At 63.5% G+C, this 16,881-nt stretch carries 18 protein-coding genes; 10 read left to right on the top strand and 8 right to left on the bottom strand.

The window, feature by feature from the left end; all coding sequences use genetic code 11:
• Nucleotides 1–40: 40 nt before the first annotated feature.
• The 3 genes from AC1RNN_RS17145 to AC1RNN_RS17135 all read left to right on the top strand — a co-directional run bounded on the left by AC1RNN_RS17145 (nt 41) and on the right by AC1RNN_RS17135 (nt 3,192).
• Nucleotides 41–2,056, top strand: a complete 2,016-nt coding sequence (locus tag AC1RNN_RS17145) for a methyl-accepting chemotaxis protein (protein WP_493090495.1) — start codon at nt 41–43, stop codon at nt 2,054–2,056.
• Nucleotides 2,057–2,062: 6 nt separating this feature from the next.
• A complete protein-coding gene (locus AC1RNN_RS17140; protein WP_493090494.1) occupies nt 2,063–2,536 on the top strand; it encodes an Lrp/AsnC ligand binding domain-containing protein in 474 nt (157 codons plus the stop codon).
• A gap of 89 nt (nt 2,537–2,625) precedes the next feature.
• Nucleotides 2,626–3,192 (top strand): DUF3617 domain-containing protein, encoded by a 567-nt coding sequence (locus AC1RNN_RS17135; RefSeq protein ID WP_493090493.1) that lies wholly within the window; start codon nt 2,626–2,628, stop codon nt 3,190–3,192.
• Here AC1RNN_RS17135 and AC1RNN_RS17130 read toward each other — a convergent pair.
• Nucleotides 3,189–3,884: a YggS family pyridoxal phosphate-dependent enzyme gene (locus AC1RNN_RS17130; protein ID WP_493090492.1), complete on the bottom strand. Its 696-nt coding sequence runs from the start codon at nt 3,882–3,884 to the stop codon at nt 3,189–3,191. The genes AC1RNN_RS17135 and AC1RNN_RS17130 overlap by 4 nt on opposite strands.
• Nucleotides 3,885–3,938: 54 nt before the next feature.
• Between AC1RNN_RS17130 and AC1RNN_RS17125 the strand changes: the two genes are divergently transcribed.
• Genes AC1RNN_RS17125 through AC1RNN_RS17115 form a run of 3 tightly spaced genes read left to right on the top strand, consistent with a single transcriptional unit; the run spans nt 3,939 to nt 7,071 of the window.
• Nucleotides 3,939–4,982, top strand: coding sequence for a type IV pilus twitching motility protein PilT (locus AC1RNN_RS17125; protein WP_493090491.1), 1,044 nt, complete (start codon nt 3,939–3,941; stop codon nt 4,980–4,982).
• 23 nt (nt 4,983–5,005) lie between these two features.
• Complete coding sequence (locus AC1RNN_RS17120) at nt 5,006–6,142, top strand: PilT/PilU family type 4a pilus ATPase (protein ID WP_493090490.1); 1,137 nt, start codon at nt 5,006–5,008, stop codon at nt 6,140–6,142.
• Between the two features lie 2 nt (nt 6,143–6,144).
• Nucleotides 6,145–7,071, top strand: a complete 927-nt coding sequence (locus AC1RNN_RS17115) for an NAD(P)-dependent oxidoreductase (protein WP_493090488.1) — start codon at nt 6,145–6,147, stop codon at nt 7,069–7,071.
• A gap of 44 nt (nt 7,072–7,115) precedes the next feature.
• Here AC1RNN_RS17115 and AC1RNN_RS17110 read toward each other — a convergent pair whose 3' ends face one another.
• The 3 genes from AC1RNN_RS17110 to AC1RNN_RS17100 are packed head-to-tail and all read right to left on the bottom strand — an operon-like array spanning nt 7,116 to nt 8,803.
• Nucleotides 7,116–7,760: a BON domain-containing protein gene (locus AC1RNN_RS17110; RefSeq protein WP_493090487.1), complete on the bottom strand. Its 645-nt coding sequence runs from the start codon at nt 7,758–7,760 to the stop codon at nt 7,116–7,118.
• Entirely contained in the window at nt 7,757–8,356 is a 600-nt protein-coding gene (locus AC1RNN_RS17105; protein WP_493090486.1) for a phosphoheptose isomerase, read from the bottom strand. The genes AC1RNN_RS17110 and AC1RNN_RS17105 overlap by 4 nt, the downstream gene beginning before the upstream one ends.
• Nucleotides 8,357–8,413: 57 nt before the next feature.
• Nucleotides 8,414–8,803 (bottom strand): YraN family protein, encoded by a 390-nt coding sequence (locus AC1RNN_RS17100; protein ID WP_493090484.1) that lies wholly within the window; start codon nt 8,801–8,803, stop codon nt 8,414–8,416.
• On the opposite strand from AC1RNN_RS17100, the gene rsmI reads away from it, so the two are divergent.
• Complete coding sequence (gene rsmI / locus AC1RNN_RS17095; protein WP_493090483.1) at nt 8,804–9,718, top strand: 16S rRNA (cytidine(1402)-2'-O)-methyltransferase; 915 nt, start codon at nt 8,804–8,806, stop codon at nt 9,716–9,718.
• On the opposite strand, the gene AC1RNN_RS17090 is transcribed toward rsmI, so the two are convergent.
• Complete coding sequence (locus AC1RNN_RS17090; protein WP_493090481.1) at nt 9,715–10,347, bottom strand: 2-dehydro-3-deoxy-6-phosphogalactonate aldolase; 633 nt, start codon at nt 10,345–10,347, stop codon at nt 9,715–9,717. The genes rsmI and AC1RNN_RS17090 overlap by 4 nt on opposite strands.
• The gene (locus AC1RNN_RS17085) at nt 10,344–11,264 is read right to left on the bottom strand and encodes a 2-dehydro-3-deoxygalactonokinase (protein ID WP_493090480.1); all 921 of its coding nucleotides are present in this window, start codon (nt 11,262–11,264) and stop codon (nt 10,344–10,346) included. The genes AC1RNN_RS17090 and AC1RNN_RS17085 overlap by 4 nt, the downstream gene beginning before the upstream one ends.
• A gap of 72 nt (nt 11,265–11,336) precedes the next feature.
• On the opposite strand from AC1RNN_RS17085, the gene AC1RNN_RS17080 reads away from it, so the two are divergent.
• The 3 genes from AC1RNN_RS17080 to AC1RNN_RS17070 all read left to right on the top strand — a co-directional run bounded on the left by AC1RNN_RS17080 (nt 11,337) and on the right by AC1RNN_RS17070 (nt 13,806).
• Nucleotides 11,337–12,071: a FadR/GntR family transcriptional regulator gene (locus AC1RNN_RS17080; protein WP_493090478.1), complete on the top strand. Its 735-nt coding sequence runs from the start codon at nt 11,337–11,339 to the stop codon at nt 12,069–12,071.
• 77 nt (nt 12,072–12,148) lie between these two features.
• On the top strand, nt 12,149–12,928 hold the full coding sequence (locus AC1RNN_RS17075) for an SDR family NAD(P)-dependent oxidoreductase (RefSeq protein ID WP_493090477.1): 780 nt from the start codon (nt 12,149–12,151) through the stop codon (nt 12,926–12,928).
• Entirely contained in the window at nt 12,919–13,806 is an 888-nt protein-coding gene (locus AC1RNN_RS17070; protein ID WP_493090475.1) for an SMP-30/gluconolactonase/LRE family protein, read from the top strand. Before AC1RNN_RS17075 ends, AC1RNN_RS17070 begins: the two co-directional genes overlap by 10 nt.
• Before the next feature lie 3 nt (nt 13,807–13,809).
• Here AC1RNN_RS17070 and AC1RNN_RS17065 read toward each other — a convergent pair whose 3' ends face one another.
• Together AC1RNN_RS17065 and AC1RNN_RS17060 are read right to left on the bottom strand one after the other, a co-directional pair.
• On the bottom strand, nt 13,810–15,162 hold the full coding sequence (locus AC1RNN_RS17065) for an MATE family efflux transporter (RefSeq protein ID WP_493090474.1): 1,353 nt from the start codon (nt 15,160–15,162) through the stop codon (nt 13,810–13,812).
• A 58-nt stretch (nt 15,163–15,220) separates the two neighbouring features.
• On the bottom strand, nt 15,221–16,873 hold the full coding sequence (locus AC1RNN_RS17060; RefSeq protein ID WP_493090473.1) for an alpha-glucosidase family protein: 1,653 nt from the start codon (nt 16,871–16,873) through the stop codon (nt 15,221–15,223).
• Nucleotides 16,874–16,881 lie beyond the last annotated feature (8 nt).

The following is a 16,881-nucleotide window of genomic DNA, read 5'->3' as shown; positions in this document are numbered from 1 at the left end:
AAACAGCGTAAGCGCCAATATATAAAGTTAATTTACATTGTTGTTAGCGTGGGGCACTGTCTCACGGATTCAAGCAAACGAAGGACAGACGTTGAGCACTACCGTACTTTCCGGCGACGCCGGTTTTGGTTCTTTCTTCCGTTACCACGGATGGCTGTCACCCGGCGTGCGGTTGTTCCGTAAGCTCAACTTTCCAGCCAAGTCGACATGGATTGCGGTGATGTTCTTGATTCCCATCGTTCTGCTGATTGCAGACACTTGGAACAACACACGCGTGCAAGTCGCCACCACGGAGCATGAACTGCAAGGTGTTACCTACGTCAAAACCCTGCACGAACTGATTCGCCAGGCACAGCTACGCAGGCTCCATGCCATCACCCAATCAACAAACCTCGCTGCCAGTCAAACCGCAGTCTCCCAGGCTTTCAGCAAACTCCAGGCAGTAGACAAGGCCTTGGGCAAAGACCTCAATACAGCCGAGCAACTGAGTAAAGCAGAGAAGCTGCATCAGGCTGTTATGGCCAATCCTACGGGCAAGGATGAGCAAGCGACTTTTGATCTCCATAACGAATACATCGACGGCCTGCTGAAACTGGGCGAGCATGTTGCGGACACCTCCGAACTGGCGTTGGATCCCCAGTTGGAGACCTATTACCTGATGAACTACGCCGTTCTCTATGGCCCGCAGCAGATGGAAAATGTGTCGGAGCTATCCGTAATGGGGTGGGCGGCCCTCAAAGCAGGTCAAACTTCGGAGTTCCTCAACGAACGCATCCAACAGGATTTTGGCATTCTGCGTTTTGTAGACAGCATCGTAGAGAACGCCTATATCAAAAGCACAGGCGGTACTCCCGAGGCTGATGCCAAGTACGGCATGAAGGCCAATGACGATGCCTACGATGCCTTCCAGGAGGCCAGCAAAAAGCAGTTGCTCGGCGACAAGGTCGAAGGTGATGCCGATGCCTACCTCAAGCTGGGTTCTGCATCCCTAGACGCCGAGCGGCTGCTCAACGAAAAAATGCTGGCACAGCTAGAGCTGCGCTTGGGCGATCGCATTGCGGATTTGGAATGGAGTTTTTGGAAGCGCCTTGACATTGCCGTGCTCTTTGTAGGCATCGCGTTCTACATGTTGTTCGCGTTTTACAAGGTAATGTTAGGTGGTCTGCGCGAAGTCACAGGCCATCTGGAGCAGATCACCCAAGGCAACCTGGTCACCGCGCCCACCCCCTGGGGCAAAGACGAGGCAGCCCACCTGATGATCACCCTGCGTGACATGGAAGGCAGCCTGCGTGTCATCGTGCGCAACACGCTGGACGGTGCAGGCAATGTGAACACCGCCAGCGAGGAAATTGCCCACGCCTCGCAAGACCTGTCGCGCCGCACCGAGGCCAGCGCCGCCGCGCTGGAACAGACCGCGGCCACCATGACCCAGATTTCGGAAACCGTGCAACGCACCTCCGCCACGGTCGAGGGCGCTGCCGACATCGTCCGCTCCAACGCCCAATCCGCAAAGCGCGGTGGCGAGGTGATCTCGCAGGTGGTCAGCACCATGCAAGGCATCAATGCCTCTTCGGCAAAGATCGCTGACATCATCAGCGTCATTGACGGCATTGCCTTCCAGACCAACATCCTGGCGCTAAATGCTGCCGTAGAAGCCGCCCGTGCAGGCGAACAAGGCCGCGGCTTTGCGGTGGTGGCGAGCGAAGTGCGTACCCTGGCGGGCCGCAGTGCGGAAGCGGCCAAGGAAATCAAGTCCCTGATCAACGCCAGCATCGAGCAAGTGGAACTGGGGTCCCGCGTGGTGGGCGAAGCCGGCGAAGCCATGAATGCCATCGTCAACAACGCCACCCGGATCGACCAACTCATGTCTGAGATTGCCAATGCCACCAAAGAGCAGGCGGCAGGCGTCAGCCAGGTGGGTTCTGCGGTCCACGATCTCGATCAAAATACCCAGCAAAATGCGGCCCTGGTAGAAGAAACCGCGGCCGCAGCGTCGGCCCTCTCTGACCAAGCAGCCCGCCTGGCGGAAGAGGTTTCCTTCTTCAAACTCAAATAGGAGCCCATGGCCGATCTGCCGGAACTGGACCGTCTGGACCTGCGAATATTGACCTGCCTGCAGCAAGACGGTCGGATCTCAAATCTCAAACTGGCAGAAACAGTTGGCCTCTCCCCCACGGCGGTGCTCGCACGCGTGCAACGTCTGACCAAGGACGGCTACATCCTCGGTTACGAAGCGCGGCTCAACCCGCTCAAACTGGGGGCAGGCATGGCGGTATTCGTGGAAGTGCTGCTGGACCGCACCACACCCAATGTGTTCGAGGCATTCAAGGCCGCCGTGCAAGTGCGCCCTGAAATCATGGAATGCCACATGGTGGCCGGCGGCTTTGACTACCTGCTCAAGACGCGCATGGCTGACATGGCCGCCTACCGCGACTTTGCCGGCACCGTGCTGTGGCAGTTGCCCGGTGTGCGCGAGACGCGCACCTACCCGGTGATGGAAGAGGTGAAGAACAGTACCCAGTTGCCGCTGGGCTGAGACGCCCCGGGGCGCGGGTCGTCCGGCCCCTTTGCAAACCGGGCTGGCGCGCCCACAATCGGCTTCTCTTTTGCCCACCGGAGACTGCCATGCCCCGTGCCCCCCGCTACCTTGTGCCGGTCTGTGCCCTGCTGCTGGTCACCGCGGCCGCCAGCGCCCAGACCGTAAAGCCGGGCCTGTGGGAAATCACCAACCAGATGCAGGGCGCGCCCGGCAGCAAGACCGACGCCGCCATGGCCCAGATGCAAAAGCAGATGGCCGCCATGACGCCCGAGCAGCGCAAGATGCTCGAAGACATGATGGCCAAGAAGGGCGTGCAGATCGGCGCAGCGCCGGGCGGCGGCATGGCGGTCAAGGTCTGCGTCAGCCCCGAGATGGCGGCGCGCAACGACGTGGCGCCACGCCAGAGCGGCAGCTGCACCCACACGGCCGGCGCACGCACCGGCAGCACGCAGAAATTCAGCTTTGTCTGCACCCAGCCCCCCAGCCGCGGCGAGGGCGAGGTCACCTACACCAGCCCCGAGGCCTACAGCATGACCATGAAAACTGTCACCACCCTCAAGGGGCAGGAAGAGACGCTGGACATGAAAGCCAACGGCAAGTGGCTGGCGAGTGATTGCGGCGCCGTGAAACCGCCGGCGATGCCCAAAGGCTAGGCGGGCGCGTAGTTCCGTCCGCCGAAGATGGCGGTCCCGACGCGCACGAGGGTGCTGCCGGATGCAACTGCGGCATCCAGGTCTGCGCTCATGCCCATGGAGAGAGTGTCCAGCGACAGTCCTTCCTTGCGCAAGGCATCAAACAGGGCCCTAGCCCTCGTGAAAACTGCGCAAGCAGCTACGAAATCAGGAGCAGGCTCTGGAATGCACATGAGCCCGCGCAGTTGCAGGCGCGGCAACTGCGCCACGGCCCGGGCCAGTTCCAGCGCCTCGGCGGGCAGCACGCCGGATTTGGTGGCGCCGCCATCCACATTCACCTGGATACACACCTGCAGCGGCGGCAGGTGTTCAGGGCGCTGCTCACTCAGGCGCTGGGCGATCTTGAGACGGTCCACTGTGTGGGCCCAATGGAAGTGCTCGGCCACGAGGCGGGTCTTGTTGCTCTGGATGGGGCCGATGCAGTGCCATTCGATCGGCAAGCCGGACAGGATGGCGATCTTTTCCACCGCTTCCTGGATGTAGTTCTCGCCAAAGGCGCGCTGGCCGGCGTCAAAAGCCGCCTGCACCACCTCGGGGCCAAAGGTCTTGGAGACCGCCAGCAACTGCACCGCATCGGCCGGCCGGCCGGCGTCTGCGCAGGCCTGCTGGATACGGGCGTGTACCGCATGGAGATTGTCGGCAATCATCGTCATAATCTGCCAAGCGTACCAAACCCTTCCCAGCCCATCTCAGCGAAAGAGGATTCCGTGGACATTACCCAGCTGCTGGCGTTCAGCGTCAAAAACAAGGCTTCCGACTTGCACCTCTCTGCCGGTCTTCCTCCCATGATCCGCGTGCACGGTGACGTGCGCCGCATCAACGTGGAGCCGCTGGACCACAAGCAGGTGCATGCCATGGTGTACGACATCATGAACGACACCCAGCGCAAGATGTACGAAGAGTTTCTGGAAATCGACTTCTCGTTCGAGATTGACGGCCTGGCCCGCTTCCGCGTCAACGCCTTCAACCACAACCGTGGCGCGGGCGCCGTGTTCCGGACCATCCCGAGCAAGATCCTCTCGCTGGAACAGCTCAACGCGCCCAAGATCTTTGCCGACCTGGCCTTGAAGCCGCGCGGCTTGGTGCTGGTGACCGGCCCCACGGGCTCGGGCAAGTCCACCACGCTGGCGGCCATGGTCAACTTCCTCAACGAAACCGAATTCGGCCACATCCTGACCGTGGAAGACCCGATCGAATTCGTGCACGAGTCCAAGAAGTGCCTGGTCAACCAGCGCGAAGTGGGACCGCACACGCTGAGCTTTGCCGCTGCTCTGAAGTCCGCGCTGCGGGAAGACCCGGACGCGATTCTGGTGGGCGAAATGCGCGACCTGGAAACCATCCGCCTGGCCATGACGGCCGCGGAAACGGGCCACTTGGTGTTCGGCACCCTGCACACCTCCAGCGCCGCCAAGACGATTGACCGGATCATCGACGTGTTCCCCGCCGAAGAAAAGGAAATGGTCCGCGCCATGCTGTCCGAATCGTTGCAGGCCGTGATCTCGCAGACCCTGTGCAAGACCAAGGACGGCCAGGGCCGCGTGGCCGCCCACGAAATCATGCTGGGCACCAGCGCCATCCGCAACCTGATCCGCGAAGCCAAGATCGCGCAGATGTACTCCGCCATCCAGACCGGCAACAGCGTGGGCATGCAGACCCTGGACCAGAATCTCACCGATCTGGTCAAGCGCAATGTCATCAGCGCCAGCGAGGCCCGTGGCAAGGCGAAGATTCCTGAGAACTTCCCAGGCTGACTTAATCAAAAGGAGGTGTTCTCATGGAACGCGACCAGGCAACCAAATTCATCAACGACCTGCTCAAGCTCATGGTCAGCCGCAATGGCAGTGACCTGTTCATCACGGCCGACTTTCCGCCCGCCATCAAGGTTGACGGCAAGGTCACCAAGGTCTCGCCGCAGCCGCTGAACGCGGCGCACACCATGGCGTTGGCCCGATCCATCATGAACGACAAGCAGGTGGCCGAATTCGAGCGCACCAAAGAAAGCAACTTCGCCATCTCCCCCTCCGGCATCGGCCGCTTCCGTGCCAATGCCTTCATCCAGCAGGGCAAGGTCGGGCTGGTGCTGCGGGTGATTCCGCAGGTGCTGCCCACCATTGACGGCCTGGGCGTGCCCCAGGTGCTCAAGGAAGTGGTGCTGGCCAAGCGCGGCCTGTGCATCATGGTGGGCGCCACCGGCTCGGGCAAATCCACCACGCTGGCCGCCATGGTGGACTGGCGCAACGAGAAGTCCTTCGGCCACATCATCACCATTGAAGACCCGGTGGAATTCGTGCACGCGCACAAGAACTGCGTGGTCACGCAGCGCGAAGTGGGCCTGGACACCGACAGCTGGGAGGCCGCACTCAAGAACACGCTGCGCCAGGCGCCCGACGTCATCCTCATGGGCGAAATCCGCGACCGCGAGACCATGGAACACGCTGTGGCCTTTGCCGAAACCGGCCACTTGTGCCTGGCCACCCTCCACGCCAACAGCGCCAACCAGGCGCTGGACCGCATCATCAACTTCTTCCCCGAAGAGCGCCGCGGCCAGCTGCTGATGGATCTCTCGCTGAACCTCAAGGCCTTGGTCTCGCAGCGCCTCATTCCCAAGCAGGACGGCAAGGGCCGCGTGGCCGCCGTGGAAATCATGATCAACTCACCGCTGATCTCCGACCTCATCTTCAAGGGTGAAGTCTCCGAGGTGAAGGAGATCATGAAGAAGAGCCGCCAAGCCGGCATGCAAACCTTCGACCAGGCGCTGTTCGACCTCTACGAAGGCAACGCCATCACCTACGAAGACGCGCTGCGCAACGCCGACTCCCTCAACGACCTGCGCCTGCAGATCAAGCTCAACAGCCAGCGTGGCAAGTCCAACGACCTCTCTGCAGGTACGGAAAACTTCGCCATCATGTGACCATGCCTAACATCAACGACAAAACCTACGACCCCTCGCCCGCCTACTCCGTCGCCTTTCTGGGCCTGGGCGTCATGGGCTACCCCATGGCCGGGCACCTGGCGCGTGCCGGTCACCAGGTCACGGTCTACAACCGGACCGCTACCAAATCCATAGCTTGGTGCGCAGAATTCTCGGGGGCCAGCAGCCAATTGGGTGCGCATTCCCATGCCGCCACACCGCACGAAGCTGCCCAGAAGGCGGACATCATCTTCTGCTGTGTGGGCAATGACGATGACCTGCGCAGCGTGACCCTGGGCGCGGACGGCGCCTTTGCCGGCATGAAGCCCGGCGCCATCTTTGTGGACCACACCACCGCCTCGGCCGACATTGCACGCGAGCTGAGCGCCGCTGCCCAGGCCAAGGGCTTGCAGTTCATCGACGCCCCCGTCTCCGGCGGGCAGGCCGGCGCACAAAATGGCCTGCTGACCGTGATGTGCGGCGGCAACGCAGACGCGTTCGAAACGGTCAAGCCCGTCACCATGGCCTTCTCGCGCGCCTGCACCCTGCTGGGTGACAGCGGCGCCGGCCAGCTCGCCAAGATGGTCAACCAGATTTGCATCGCCGGCCTGGTGCAAGGTCTGTCTGAAGCCGTGGCATTCGGCCAGAAGGCCGGACTGGACATGGGCCAGGTGCTGGACGTGATCGGCAAGGGCGCCGCCCAGAGCTGGCAGATGGACAACCGCGGCAAGACCATGGTGGCCGACAAGTTCGACTTCGGCTTTGCCGTGGACTGGATGCGCAAGGACCTGGGCCTAGTGCTGGACGAAGCCAAGCGTAACGGCGCCCGCCTGCCAGTCACGGCCCTGGTGGACCAGTTTTACGCCGACGTGCAGCAAATGGGCGGCAACCGCTGGGACACCAGCAGCCTGATCAAGCGACTGAAGTAAGCCCTACACCCCAAAACAAAAACGGCCCCAGGGGCCGTTTTTGTTTATTTCTTCTTGTTGTCTTCGGAGGGTGTCTGCTGTGGTGGCTGCAAGCGCGCCAGCTCATCTTCTGAAATGGTTTCCAGAATGCGCACCACACGCTGCACACCGGAAGTGGAGCTAATGACCTCGGTCGCACGCTTGGCTTCGCGCTCGGTCACCCGGCCCATGACGTAAGTGGTACCACGTTCCGTCACGACCTTGAAGGCATTGGCATACAGGTCCTTGGCATCGACCAGGGCGGCCTTGACGCGGCCGGTCACCAGCGAGTCGGAGGAACGTTGCGTCAGCGAGGCATTGCCCATCACGGCCAGTTCGTTGACGATGCTGCGCACGTTGTCCACACGCGACACCACCTGCTCCACCAATTGCTTGTCCTGCGCAGTGGGCACTTCCCCGGTCAACAGCACCTGGCGGTTGTAGCTGGTCACATTGATGTGGGCGCGGTCGCCCAGGGTCTCGCGGATGCGGCTGGAAGCGCGCAACTCAATACCTTCGTCTTCCACCACGGAACCCGAGGTCCGGCGATCTGTCGCTACCAGCATGCCGCCCACGGCACCACCCAGCATCAGGGGGAAGCAGGCCGTCAGCCCAGCTAGGGAGGCGAGCAGCGTCGCGATCAGTGCGGTTCGTTGGAAATTCAATGTCATGGATGGGTCTCCTGTTCGCCCAATAGCTGGGCATCGACGGCGTCGCATATGCAATGCAAGGCCAAAATGTGCACTTCCTGAATACGGGCCGTGCGCTCATGGGGTACACAGATGTGCACGTCGGTATCGCGCAGCACCTGGGCCATCTTGCCGCCGCCACGCCCGGTCAAACCGACCACCACCATCTCGCGCGCATGGGCCGCTTCAATGGCAGCCAGCACATTGGCCGAGTTACCGCTGGTGGAAATGGCGAGCAGCACATCGCCGGGAGAGCCCAGCGCGCGCACCTGGCGCGAGAACACCACGTTGTAGTCGTAGTCGTTGGCAATTGCCGTCAGGATGGAGGAGTCGGTCGTCAGCGCAATGGCACCCAGCTCGGGGCGTTCTCGTTCGAAACGGCCTACAAACTCGGCCGCAAAATGCTGGGCGTCTGCTGCAGAGCCGCCATTGCCACAGGCCAAGACCTTGCCCCCGCTGGTCACACAGGCCAAGATGGCCTGCACGGCATCGGCAATGGGCTTGCTCAGTGCCTGGGCCGACTGGTATTTGAGGTCAGCACTATCAATGAAGTGTTGTTGAATTCGTTGTTCAAGCATTGATTCGATGATACCGCGTGCTCGAAAACCCTTGATGTCAGGACGTCAACGGATGTTTCAGGATGCATCAAAGGCGGCCCGCAACCACTGCACCTCGTCTGCATCAATCACCAGCACGTCGAAACGGCACGGCGGCAGCGTGCGCAACCTCAGAAGGTAGTGCTGGGCGGCAAAGATGATGCGCCGCTGCTTGGTCGCACTCACGCTGGCCGCACCACCTCCATGTCCGGTGGAGGCCCGCCTGCGCACCTCCACAAACACCAGCGTACCGTCCTGGTCCCGCATGATCAGGTCGATTTCTCCACCACCCCGCCCCGGGGTTCGATAATTGCGCTCAATCAGCCGCAAGCCATGTGCCTGCAAATACTGCAGCGCCCGGGTCTCGCCCGCATCCCCCAGTTGTTTGGTGGTTGCAGACGGCGGCGGTCGTGTTGGAAAGAATCCCATATGAGTGCGTCTTTTGTTCCTGCCCTGAGTGCCGCCCGCGAGGCAGCTGGTGCGCAGCATTATCCGCAGGGCGCGCTGTACCTAGTGGCCACACCCATCGGCAACCTGGCCGATATCAGCCTGCGCGCGCTGCATGTGCTGGCGCTGGCCGACACCATTGCCTGCGAAGATACGCGCCACACCCAGCAACTGCTGCGCGCCTATGGCGTCGACAAGAGCGCAGGCCAACTGCTGGCCGTGCACCAGCACAACGAGGCCCAGGCCGCCCAGACTGTGGTGGACCGTCTGCGCCAGGACCAGCGTGTGGCCTATGTGAGCGACGCCGGTACACCCGGCATCAGTGACCCCGGCGCGCGCCTGGCAGCCCAGGTTCGGACAGCCGGCCTGCGCAGCATTCCCCTTCCCGGCGCCAGCAGTGTGACCACCGTGCTGTGCGCGGCCGGCGTCATGGAGAGCGGAGATGCGGCCAGTGGTTTTGTGTTTCGCGGTTTTCTGCCGAGCAAGGCCACCGAGCGTACCCAGGCCGTGCAGACCCTGGCCGACGAGCAGCGCGCCGTGGTACTGCTTGAAGCCCCGCACCGCATCGAGGCCCTGGCCCAGGCACTCGCATCGCTGGGCCCGCGCCTGGTCACCGTGGGGCGTGAGCTGACCAAGCAATTTGAAGAAATTGCCACCGTGGCGGCTGAAGAATTGACTGCCTGGCTGGCCGCCGACGCAAACCGTTCGCGCGGCGAGTTCGCACTGGTGTTGCATCCTGCACCGGCCAGCACCGGATCAGCACCAGATGATCGCGTACTCAAGCTGCTGCTGGCCGAACTGCCCCTGAAGACGGCGGTCAGGCTGGCCGCTGACATCACGGGTGAGGCGCGCAACGCGCTCTACGAGCGCGCACTGGCCCTAAAGCAAGCGGATTAAGCCTGCTGCCAGGCCTGCACGTAAGCGCGGCCACGCTGCAGCACCTGCTCGGCCGAGGTGCCGGGCGCAAACAGCTGGCTGCCAATGCCAAAACCGGTGGCGCCGGCCTTTTTCCAGGGGCCCATGCTCTCGGGCGTGATACCGCCCACGGGCCAGAACTCGCTACTTGCAGGCAACACCGACTTCAAGGCCTTGAGCCCACCATGACCCACCATCTCGGCCGGGAACAGCTTGAGTGCATGGGCGCCAGCCTGCAGCGCGACAAAGGCTTCAGTGGGAGTGGCTACGCCGGGTGCGGCCAGCATGCCCAACTCCACCGCGCGGTGGATCACGACCGTATCGCAGTTGGGCGAGACCATCAGGCGGCCACCAGCAGCATGCACCGCCTCCACGTCGGCCACGGTCAGCATGGTGCCTCCGCCCACGATAGCGTCCGCCGGCAAGGTGCGCGCCAGGATGGCAATGCACTCCAGCGCGCCGGGGCGGTTCAGCGGCACTTCCAGCGTGCGAAAGCCGCTCTCGACCAGGGCCGCGCCCACCGCCTCAGCCTCCGCTGGCACCAGGCCGCGCAGGATGGCAACCAGGGGCATCTGGCGCGCCCGCGCCATCAGTTCTTGGGAAGTGCTCATAGGGGTTTCCAGTTCAGATGAATGTGCTGCATGGCCGCAACAAAGGCAGCCTGTGCGTCGAGGATGTCAAAGGACAGACCCAGCAGTTGGGCTGCGCTCTGGTAGTGGGCCGCAAGCTGGGGCGAACCGAGCAGTTTGAAGGTGCCCAGCGGGCCTGCGCTGTCGTGCAACACGTCCTTGAGTTCGGTGCCTATGAGCAAGCCGCTCAGATAGGCGGTGGTACTGGTGGCTGGCATGTCCTTGCAAACCACGCGTGCGCGTGCGCTGAAAAGCTGGTGGCTCAGCGCGTGCTCGCCCGCAGCCTGCACGCCGGCCGCAAAGGCGGTCGCGTCCCAGACCGGTTCGGCCGTACCGGCCGCTGCGGCCACGGTGCCATGGCGACGCAGCAAATCAAACAGTTCGCCCGTCATATAAGTGCGCAGCTGCATCACGCGGCCTGCTTCGAGCTGCACCCATTTGCTATGCGTGCCCGGCAGCACAAACCAGCCGCTGCGGTGACCCAGCGCCCAGGCCCCCAGCAACTGGGTCTCTTCACCCCGCATCACATCGGGCAGGCCCGCCGTGTTGCGCACGCAGTAGCCGGGCAGGATGATGGCGGGAACGTCGCTACCGGTGTCGGGTACCCGAAACGCATGCGCGGCCAAGGCCTGCACCGGCACGCTGCTGTCCACATATGGCACCTCATGCCAGCCCAGCGCGCTGCCGACCATGCCGGCCAGCACAACCCCCTGAGGCCGGGTGTCGAGCGCGTGCAGGGCGGCGTCCAGCGCGGCCGGGAAGCGGCCCTTGCAGGCCAGGGCGCCATCGGCGTCGGAAATCTCGCGCAGCAGCTGCCCCTGCGCGTTGATGGCATAGGCGCGCCGGTGGGTGGTACCCCAGTCCACACCGACAATGGAAGCTTCAGAATGCGTGCTCATTTCTGGAATTTTGGGTAGTTCTGGAGTTGAATTTAAACATATGATGATTAAGACCGCATTTTGCCCCGCCCCATGACGCACGCCTCCGCATCCAGCCACGCCACCTATGCCGGGCGCAATCTGCACGGCCAGGTAGTGCACGAGCTCGGCCGCCGCGTGGTCGGCGGCGTCTACCCGGCCGGCGCCCTGCTGCCCAATGAGGACCAGCTCTGCACCGAGCTGGCCGTGAGCCGCACGGCGCTGCGCGAAGCCGTCAAGGTGCTGGCCGCCAAGGGCCTGCTGGAGCCACGCCCGCGCATCGGCACGCGCGTGCGTGCTACCGAGCAATGGAACCTGCTGGACCCCGACATCCTGGCCTGGCGCTGTGCCACCGGCGCCGATGCCGAATTCCTGCAGCACCTCACCGAGCTGCGCGAGATCGTGGAGCCCTCCGCCGCCGCACTGGCCGCCACCAGCCACCGCGCCGAGCAGCTCGCCGACATTGCCGCCGCCCTGCAGGCCATGCAGGACGCCAGCCAGATCAGCGAGTGGGTGCAGGCGGACCTGGCCTTTCATACCGCCGTACTCAAGGCCACCAACAACCCCCTGCTGATGCCGCTGGCCGCCATCATTGGCAGCGCGCTGGAATCGCTGCTGGCGGTGAGCGCGCGCACCTCGGACAACTTCAAGCAGGCCCTGCCCGACCACCAGAAGGTGTTCGAGGCGATCCAGGCGCGCGACGCCCAGAGCGCGCTGCACCGCATGGCCGGCATGCTCTCGGACACCCGCGCGCTGATGAAGCGCGCGGTGATCCCCCCCAAAGACTGACGCGCGGGTCCGGGTTTATTTGTATGATGAATTGAGCGTTAACCGCTACAATTTCGCGGCAACTACCTCTTTCGTCTATGCAACCCCCCTCCCTTTCCGACTACGCCACCTACCCCAGCCTGGCCGGGCGCACGGTGTTCGTCACGGGTGGCAGCTCCGGCATCGGTGCTGACATCGTGATCGCCTATGCCCGCCAGGGTGCCAAGGTGGGCTTTACCGGCCGCAACACAGAAGCCGCCGCCAAAGTGGTGGAAGCCGCCTCCGCCCTGGGCCCCACGCCGCTGTTCCTGCAAAGCGATGCCGCCGATGTGGCCGCCCTCAAGAGCGCCATCGCCACCACCGCCGAGCGCTTTGGCGACATCAGCGTGCTGGTGAACAACGTGGCCAATGACCAGCGCCACAACCTGGCCGATGTGACGCAGGAAGATTTCGACTGGCGCGTGGCGATCAACCTGCGCCCAGCCTTCTTTGCGGCACAAGCCGTTGTCGAGGGCATGAAGCGCCTGGGCGGCGGAGCCATTGTCAACCTGGGCTCCATCAGCTGGATGATCAAGGGCGCCGGTTACCCCGTGTACGCCACCTGCAAATCGGCCACTGTGGGTCTCTCTCGCAGCCTGGCGCGTGACCTGGGCAAGCTCAACATCCGCGTGAACACGCTATCGCCCGGCTGGATCATGACCGAGAAGCAGCTCACCATGTGGGTGGACGAAGCCGGTGAAAAAGCCATGGACGAGAACCAGTGTCTGCCCGGTCGCATTGTGGGCAGCGACGTGGCGAACATGGCCTTGTTTCTTTCCGCCGATGACAGCCGCATGGTGACGGCGCAGGACTTTGTGGTGGACGCCGGATGGACCTGAGCACACCCGCGATCCGCAGCGTCTGGCCTGCGGAACTGCTGCTGGGTGAAGGCCCGCTGTGGCATGCCGCCAGCGAACGTTTCTTCTTCGTCGACATCCATGGCAAAGCCCTGCACAGCTGGGCACCGGCCACGGATGCACGCCAGAGCTGGGCGCTGCCGGAACGCATTTGCTGGCTGTTACCGCGCGCCGATGGCGATGGCTTCATGGCCGGCCTGCAATCGGGCTTTGTGCGCCTGTGGCTGGAACCGGAACTGCGCATCGAACCCGTCGGTAGCCCGCACCCGGACGAACCGCTGGTGCGCCTCAACGACGCCAAGGCGGACCTCCATGGCCGCATCTGGGCCGGCTCCATGCACAACGATGACGCCAGCCTGCAACGCGGCCGCCTCACAAGGCTGCAGCCCAGCGGTGCGTTCGACGTGGTGGAAAGCGGCATCTATATCGCCAATGGTCCCGCCATCGCGCATGACGCGAGCTGGATGCTGCATACCGACTCCTTTCTGGAGACGGTCTACCGCTACGACCTGTCGCCCGAGGGCACACTGTCCAACAAAACCGTGTGGAACGTCTTTGGCGGTGAACAGGGTTCGCCCGACGGCATGACGCTGGACCGCGATGGCAATGTGTGGGTGGCCTTCTGGGGCGGCGCGTGCATACGCCAATTCACGCCGGCTGGCGGGCTACTGCGCACCATAGAACTGCCCGCGCCGCAAATCACCAGCATGGCCTTTGGCGGACCAAACCTGGACCTGCTGCTGGTAACCAGCGCGCGCGTAGGCCTGGACGAAGCCACGCTGGCACACTATCCGCTGGCCGGCAGCATTTTTGTGCTGGAACCCGGCGTGCATGGCGTGCTGCCCTGCAGCTTTGGCTAGAACCTAGCCCCCGGCGCGCAGGCGCCGGCGGCTGTCGCGCGCGTTGGGCAACCAACCGCGCCAAAGCCAGCGCGCCAGCAGCAGCAGGCCTCGGATCCACTCGTCGATGGCATAGGCCATCCATACCCCAGGCAGGCCAAACAGGCGGCCCAGCCAGAACGAGCCCACGCCCAACACCAACACCAGCGAGGCAACGCTGGAAGCTGCCGGGTAAATGGCGTCCCCTGTCGCCCGCAAGGCGCCATTGAGAATGAGGTTAAACACGCGCCCGGTTTCCAGTGCCAGTGAAATCCAGAGCAGCGTTTGAGCCGCGTGAATGACTGCGGGGTCCTTGGTGAACATGCGCATGAGCCACGGCGCGCCCAGCGCGGCCAGCAGCGCCAGCGAACCCGAAGCCAGCAAACCGTTGCGCACCGCCTTGCGGACCAGGCCATTCGCCACGCGCAAATCACCCGCCCCCACCAAACGCCCGACCATGATCTCGCAGGCCCAGCCAATGGCCATGCTGGTGAGCAACACGTACTTGAGCAGTTGCAGCGTGTAGGAGTGGGTGGCCAGCGCCGTAACACCCAGACGCGCCGTGGCCGCCACCGACACCATGAAGGCGCCGCGGTAGGCGACTTCCACGCCAGCACCGGGCAGCCCCACGCGGAGCACGGGACCCAGATCTTTCCACGGCGCAACCCACCAGTCACGCGCCTGCGGCACCAGCTGCATGCGGATGCGCCAGAACCAGAGGTGCATGGCCAGGCCAATGGCGCGGCTGATCAGCATGGCTACCGCATAGCCTTCCAGCCCCAGGCCGTCCCATTCGCCCCAGCCGCGCATGAGCAAGGCCGCCAGCGCCAAGTGGCTGCTGTGCATCACGATCATGACTTTGAGCGAGTCCTTGGAATGCAAATGGGCCCGCAGCACCGAGGCCATGCTGAGGTTGTAGGCCTCCAGCAGAAGGGCTGGTGCAAACCATTGCAAATAGGGAGCCGCCAGCGCCTCGATGGCATCGGGCGCGTTCAACCACTCAAGGATCTGGTCATTGCCAGCCACCACGATGCACACCACGAGCACACCCGCCCAGGTGCTGGCGCCCAGCGATAGCAGGGCGGCACGCCGTGCTGCAGCATTCTGACGCCCGCCCAGATATTGCGTGACCACGACGCCCAGCCCAATCGCCAGCACACGAAAGACCACCAGCAGGGTTTCGAGAATCTGGTTGACCAGACCGAATGCGCCTGCGGCCGCATCCGAGGTATGCGAGGCCAGCCACAGCCCGCCCATGGCAACACTCATGAGCAGCAGGAACTCGCCCAGCAGGGGGCCTGCAATGGTGTTGAGGCGCGGGCGGTTGACGGGAGACATCAGGAAGATTTCAGGGGAACAACACTTTCAATAAAGTGCTGCCCCCTAAGCGTAACGCTTAACCCAGTTGGTAGTAAGCCCCACCCCACGCAGGCAGCTGCAGGGTGTTGCCGGCGCGCGGCACATCGGCCAGACCGCTGCCGGACACCCCCGTCGCTGCGGCAAAGGTAGCTGGGATGTCCCACTGCGCCACCGTATCGCTGAAGTTGAATACGCACAGCACTTGCGTGCCTTCGAAGGCACGCACGAAGGCCAGTACCTGCGAATGCGCAGGCAACACATTCAGCGTGCCATGGACCAGCGCCGGCTGGGCTTTGCGCCAACGCAGCAGGCCACGGTAGAAGTGAAGCAGCGAGTTAGCATCCCGCTCCTGCACATCCACGGCCAGTGCGCGGTGGGGCTCGATCACGGGCAACCATGGTGCCGCGGGTTGGGCCGCACTGGAGAAACCCAGATCGGCCGCGTCCCTGGCCCACGGATGGGCGGTGCGGCAGCCGTCGCGGCCCTTGAACTCCGGCCACATGGTGATGCCGTAGGGGTCTTGCAAATCCTCAAACGCAATGTCGGCTTCGGGCAGGCCCAGTTCGTCGCCCTGGTAGATGCAGGGAGAGCCACGCAGGCTCATCTGCAGGGCCGCGCCCAGGCGCAACAGATCGGGATGGGCCGGCTGTGTGCCCTGGCCCCAACGGCTGGCCACGCGCACCACATCGTGGTTGGAGAGTGCCCAGCAAGGCCAGCCCCCGGGAGCCACTTCTTCAAAGCGTTGCACAAAGCCACGAAAGTGCGCTGCGCTGTGGGCCGTGCCCAAGAGGTCAAAGCAGTAGGCCATGTGCAGCTTGTCGCCGCCGCTGGTGTACTCGGCCACGCGGCCCAGGCCGTCGTCGTCACCAATTTCGCCCACCATGGTGGTGTTGGGGTATTGGTCCAGCAGGGCGCGCAGACGGCGCAGAAAAGCCAGGTTCTCGGGCTGGCTCTTGTCGTGCTTGTGCCACTGCCAGCCGTAGGGGTTGACGGCGTTGACCGCAGGGTCTTCCCCATCCGGACGGCCGCGCGCCGGGTTGTCGCGCAACTGCGCATCGTGGAAGTAGAAGTTGGCCGTGTCCAGGCGGTAGCCGTCCACGCCCAGGTCCAGCCAGAACTTCACTGTCTCCAGCAAGGCGTTCTGCACTTCGGGGTTGTGGAAGTTCAGGTCGGGCTGGCTGGTCAGGAAGTTGTGCATGTAGTACTGGCAGCGGCGCGTGTCCCACTGCCAGGCGCTGCCTCCGAAGATGGAGAGCCAGTTGTTGGGCGGCGTGCCGTCGCTCTTGGCATCGGCCCAGACATACCAATCGGCCTTGGGGTTGTTCAGACTGGAGCGGCTCTCCACAAACCAGGGGTGCTGGTCGGAGCTGTGCGAGAGCACCTGGTCGATCATGACCTTGAGACCCAGCGCGTGGGCGCGGTCCACCAGTTTGCGGAAGTCGGCCACGTTGCCGAACATGGGGTCCACATCGCAATAGTCGCTGACGTCGTAGCCAAAGTCCTTCATCGGGCTCTTGAAGAAGGGCGAGAGCCAGATGCCGTCGGCACCCAGCGCGGCCACGTAGTCCAGCTTGGCGGTGATGCCATTGAGGTCACCGATGCCATCGCCATTGGAGTCGGCGTAGCTGCGGGGGTAGATTTGGTAGATGACGCCGCCGCGCCACCAGTTGTCGTTTGTTGCTTTGGTCATAAGGGTGG

It is taken from the genome of Rhodoferax sp. GW822-FHT02D07 (assembly GCF_058802405.1).
Note: the sequence above shows the minus strand (reverse complement) of the source record. Positions and strands in the feature narration are given on the sequence as shown.